Raw genomic sequence first — 5,513 nt, 5'->3', positions numbered from 1 at the left:
ATAAAGCACTTACAAACAAAACCATTACAAAAAGAAATATTCTTTTCATTGGTTATATCCCCCGATTCAAAACCTTTTGTAATGTTAAACGAATTGGATTCATTATACAATATGGCTCTTATATGTGGTATGGCACTAATCCTTATTAGGGAAAAGCGCCCAATTCTTGAATAGTCATACCGTGCTAATATCCAACTTTATATGATTTTAGCCATTAAATACATAATTATCAGAACCAACCCTGTGTATATAAAGGTTTTAACATTAACTTCTTCAGTGACTTGAACCTTTATCCTATCAAAAATTAAAAAGATTGCACATACAAACAGGATTACAATTAGGGATATACCAAAATATGACTTAGAAACATCCTGAGGAGTTTCAAAATAAGAAATTAAAAATAAAAAGATTGAAAATCCAACAACTAAACCGGTAATCCTTAATGTTTTCCAAACCTTTTCACTCATTCAATCACCAACTTTTGTGCCATTCTTATTCCATCTTCGAGTCCTATAACTGAACAAGCTAACCATTTACCTTTATAAGAAAAAAGAACAACAGCTGCAACTGCTGCAATAATCGTAATCTACATCATGAACCCCCATTTCTAGTTAGGTTTAAATCCCCAATATATAAAACGAAATCCATATATAAAAGGATTCGCTCTTTTTTCATAAATTGGACTACATGAAAAAGGAGGAAACCTTTGTTCCGGATTTGCGCCCAACCATTTAACAGGCATATCCCTCATTTTACTCTTTTTTGTGGTCAAGTCTTTTGTTACTAATAAAGCCCCAAATTGCTAATCCAAAAAGAAAAACAAATAATATTGTATATATAATGCCGTTTTTTATTTCATGATTGGAAAAGCTACTATAAGCGCTCGTCAGCCATGTCATTGAAGTAATAAATAACGCAAAAAGCAATATTGGTTGAATTTTATTTTTGAGCAATGATATCACCTTCCTTTTCCCATTAAATGGCGCGATACCAAGAAAGGGCGCAATTATTTCGGATGTGCGCCCAATTGTTTATTTATTATCTTCTCTATAATCTATTTCATAAGTTTCTGCTTTCTCTAACAGATCATCAGAATCCCCACGACTAAGGTGTCTATCGGGATGACCTAGCATATACACATATTTTTGTAAGCGTATTTGTCTAATAATTAGTGCTACAAGACCACCGCCCAATGATATAAATAATCCAATTCTGTAATCTAGAAATAAAGATGTAAGCAACAGAATCCCAGATGGAAGTCCAATAATTAACTGGATTTTTTTTAGATTCATTAACAACACCTCAATCTTTACTTTATCAAAATTATTTAACATTAACTATTTCATTTTATGGCTCTTATGTAAAATACGGGCGTCGATCTTTATTACAGATAAGCGCCCGTTAGCTGAAGAACCTCTCAAATCCACTTTTCCCGATAACCAATACTTTGGTATAACCATTTACCACTTTGGGTGACGTAAAAGTTTAAGGTCCCTTTCAACACGATTACCTAAATCGTTTCTATAATAATCAAGCCATTTGTGATGAAGATCATCAAAAGCATCATTTTCATTAACACTGATATTTTTTGTCAACGTATAGAGTAATCTTTCTAATTCCACCTCGTTTTCTTGACTTGTCAATTTTTGCAACATCTTCTCTTCGACAGTTGTAATTGACCTCCTAAGTTTTTTACGATTTTGATAGATAATATCAAAATCATGCCGATTGTCATATCTGGGTTTTAATTGTTTGTATTGAATAAGATTTAAGGTTGGTATGTATTGTATTAATTTTTCTAGATCCTCATCAATAAAATAGCATTTTTCGTCAACTTCCTTACTAATAGAAGATGCCTCTTCCCATTTTTTTATAAATTCATTTTGTCGTTCCATCATATTATCCAATGTTTCAAAAGCTCTGGTATAAACTTCTTTTGTATCAACTTCCAAGTTCTCATTATCTAGAACAGTTTTTAAAAAATCTTTTGCTTTCTTATGAATTGTCAAATCAACATTCGCTCTATCATTACCATTATCAATAATATTTGAGGTAACTGCATATTTTGTGTGCGCTGTAAACACATTCCTTGTATTCCTTTTATCACCAATTTCCGGTGTTATAACTGCTAGACCCTTAGTAGTTCCAGTCCATTTATTTTTATAAATTGCGTAAAAGTAAGAAACATTGTCTATGATATAAGAATATGGATTTATAAAAGTATCCTCCAAGAACTTTTTTTTATGCTTTTGACCTAATCTTAAGAGTTTATCAGCATCTATCTCCACCAGGAATCCCTCCCAAAGTATGACCCTGTTTGAGTATTAGCAGAGTTATTTATAAGTTTAATTCAATAAGTTACTGGTTCACATATTATACGGATCAAAGATCGAACCTTATAAAGCCAAATATTCCAGATAGGCGCCCGATTGTCTAACAAACTGGATTAAAAAATGGCAAGCACAGAAAGATACCTGATACTTGCCATTATAATAATTCCTTTTCCCTCTTCAAATAATTCTATTAAACCATTTTGAAGCCTAATAATAGAATCTAACTTCTGTCTTTATCTTTCGGTTTGTATTCTGCTTTTATTGATTTCCATATCGATATAATCATAATCAGAAGGATGACTGTAAATGGCAAAGCAGCTGTCAATGAAGCTGTTTGCAAAGCATTCAATCCACCTGTAAATAATAATACAAGAGCAATTGCTGTTATAAGAACTCCCCAGATTATTTTAGTTACCAGTGCCGGATTCAAACTCCCGTTGGATGTCATGGTACCTAAGATATAAGTTGCGGAGTCAGCGGAAGTCACCATGAATGTAAAAATGAGCAATATTGAGATAATCGATAAGATGTCTGTAAAAGGCACTACGCCCAATGCTTCAAATAAGGCAACTGTTACATCTTCATTAACAGCCTCCGCAATCTGTGTTCCATTATTTAAATCACTGTACAATGCAGTTCCGCCAAATACGGCAATCCAAACACAGGCAATAGCTGGCGGTACTACCATCACACCTGCGACAAATTCACGTATAGTTCGGCCTCTGGAAACCCGTGCTACAAATGCTCCTACAAATGGAGACCAGGCGATGGCCCATGCCCAATAGAATATCGTCCATTGGTACACCCAGTCACCGCCTGTATATGGTGTCAAGCGCAGACTGTACTGAACAAAATTGGTTATATAATCGCCCATACCGAGCACAAAGGAATTTAAAATAAATACCGTTGGTCCCAGTAAAAATACAATTAACATGATGAGCAGAGCGAGCCCTAAATTTAAGTTGCTCAGCCACTTTATTCCTTTATCCAATCCTGTACCAGAAGAAACTAAATAGCAAACCAACATGATTAAAGCTATTATGAGCTGGACTCCAATATTACTTGGAATATTAAATACGGATGACAATCCTCCATTCAGCTGTATAAACGATAATCCGACCGTTGTCGCAACACCCATGACTGTAGCAATTACAGCCAATATATTAATCGTATTCGCCACACCCTTGTTTTTCCCGACAACGGGTTCGATTGCAACGGAAATCAAGCCACTCCCTTTTTTTCTGAATTGAATAAAAGCGATAGCCAGCCCGGCAATTGCAAAAACCGCCCACTGGCTGATCCCCCAGTGGAAAAAGGAGTAACCCATTGCCACCCTGGCCGCTTCCTCTGACTGAGGCTCAAGACCCGGAAATGGTGTTACAAAAAAATGACTCATCGGTTCTGCGACACTCCAGAAAACGAGAGATACGCCAAAACCTGCCGAGAACAGCATGCCAATCCATGTAAAAAATGGGTATTCCGGGCGTGAATCAGCAGGCCCTAATCGCGTCTTTCCATATTTACTTACGGAAATTCCAATCAGGAACAGAATAATAATAAATACAGCCAGTAAATAAAACCATCCAAAGTTTATCGTTGTAAAATCAAAAAGCGTTTGGGCCACTGTGCCAAATTGCTCTGGCATAAAAGCACCAATGATAACTAACAAGCCTACAATAATTGCTGAAACAAAAAATACTGGATTTTTATAAGTATCTTTATTCTTCATAACATATCCTTTCCCATTATAGAAGAGTTTTTTATGAGGAGAAGCTTATAACATATTACCATTTACCCGACTTGTATTCCACTAAACATTTTCGAACACTAAACTTAATCGTTGTTGTTCCAGGATTGCGCCCTTTAGCGGAATAAAATGGTTTGGGATTTTGAGAATTGCAGCAATCAAGCATAAAATCCCCCGGATCCGGAGGATTAATGCTAAAGCAATACTCATTTTACAGCTTCTTTTAGTTCTTTACCCGGTTTAAAAGCAGCTACTTTCGAAGCAGCGATATCAATTTCTTTACCGGTTTGTGGATTGCGCCCCTTCCGAGCAGCACGTTCGCGCACTTCAAATGTTCCAAATCCGAGTAATTGAATTTTCTCTTCGTTCGCAAGCTCTTCAGAGATGGCTTCAATCAAAGCATCTACAGCCTTTGTTGCATCTTTCTTTGCTAATTCAGTTTTTGTCGCGACAGCACTAACCAATTCTGTTTTATTCATATTCACACACCTCGTTTTTCATTTTAGGATTGTACATTGAAATAATAACATATCCAAGAGTTGGAAAACCACTCGCTCAGGTTCCCACGGTTCTACAATGGGCATAAATTGCCGATAAAGATCCTTTTAATCTTCAACAATATGGCCCTAAGATACAATATGGGCGCTAATTCTTATTAGAGATTAGCGCCTTATAATGGAATAGTGATCATCCATCTCATTTTATTTTTCTAATGGAAGTTTCCACCTTGTTTCTTCAGTAGACATATATTCATATGCAAGAAAAAGTTTATCCGCTTCCTTAATATAACTACTGCTGTATACGAGGTTTCCGGTTATTTCTTCACCCGGTTTTAATTTTTTGGAAAGCGCATTAAATTTATCCCTTTTTGCATTCAAAGATAATGTGTGATCACCATCTTTAACCAAAACTTGTGCTGAAATTTTGTTCTTTGGGATAAAAGCGTCCTTATTTGTATTTTTTATTGTGACATTAATAACTGAGGTAGGAACACCATTAGAATTTGTTTTTAACTTATAGCTATTTACAGTTGCTACAAACGGAAACCCATACGTACCACTATGTAACTGTGCCGTATCGCCTACTTCATATACTTCTTTCTCACTCTTTTCATTAGATGTTTGTTCTGTTTCTGCTTGCTGGTTTGATGAATCATTATTACCAGATTGATCCTTTGTATCATCACTGCATCCGGCAATAATTAAACCGACCATTAAAATTAAAAAAAACAAAAATTTTTTCATCATAACTCCTCCAAAATATGTATTCTCAATAATGGATTATACCATAATATGGATTCCTTTTAACTGCCAATCAATATATTTCTCCCAATAAAATAGGCGACTTCTTATTCAAGAAGCGCGCCCTATAATTGAAGAGTATAATAATATCTAAAGAGTTAACATAAATCCATGGATGCCTAAATAAATTCC

At 35.2% G+C, this 5,513-nt stretch carries 6 protein-coding genes; all 6 read right to left on the bottom strand.

Annotation, left to right across the window (positions count from 1 at the left end):
• Positions 1-197 precede the first annotated feature (197 nt).
• Positions 198-467, bottom strand: a complete 270-nt coding sequence (locus ABD010_RS10165; protein ID WP_174615284.1) for a hypothetical protein — start codon at positions 465-467, stop codon at positions 198-200.
• A gap of 564 nt (positions 468-1,031) precedes the next feature.
• On the bottom strand, positions 1,032-1,292 hold the full coding sequence (locus ABD010_RS10160) for a hypothetical protein (RefSeq protein ID WP_174615283.1): 261 nt from the start codon (positions 1,290-1,292) through the stop codon (positions 1,032-1,034).
• 168 nt (positions 1,293-1,460) lie between these two features.
• The gene (locus tag ABD010_RS10155; protein WP_343812645.1) at positions 1,461-2,288 is read right to left on the bottom strand and encodes a hypothetical protein; all 828 of its coding nucleotides are present in this window, start codon (positions 2,286-2,288) and stop codon (positions 1,461-1,463) included.
• Between the two features lie 265 nt (positions 2,289-2,553).
• A complete protein-coding gene (locus ABD010_RS10150; RefSeq protein WP_343812643.1) occupies positions 2,554-4,062 on the bottom strand; it encodes a BCCT family transporter in 1,509 nt (502 codons plus the stop codon).
• A 224-nt stretch (positions 4,063-4,286) separates the two neighbouring features.
• Positions 4,287-4,559 carry an HU family DNA-binding protein gene (locus ABD010_RS10145; protein WP_343812641.1) on the bottom strand — a complete coding sequence of 91 codons (273 nt, stop codon included), beginning with the start codon at positions 4,557-4,559 and terminating at the stop codon, positions 4,287-4,289.
• 222 nt (positions 4,560-4,781) lie between these two features.
• Positions 4,782-5,327, bottom strand: coding sequence for a DUF4352 domain-containing protein (locus ABD010_RS10140; protein ID WP_343812639.1), 546 nt, complete (start codon positions 5,325-5,327; stop codon positions 4,782-4,784).
• Positions 5,328-5,513: the final 186 nt, after the last annotated feature.

The organism is Virgibacillus siamensis (assembly GCF_039522605.1).
GTDB lineage: Bacteria > Bacillota > Bacilli > Bacillales > Amphibacillaceae > Lentibacillus > Lentibacillus siamensis.
The sequence above is the reverse complement of the archived record's forward strand: the minus strand, read 5'-3'. Positions and strand labels throughout refer to the sequence as shown.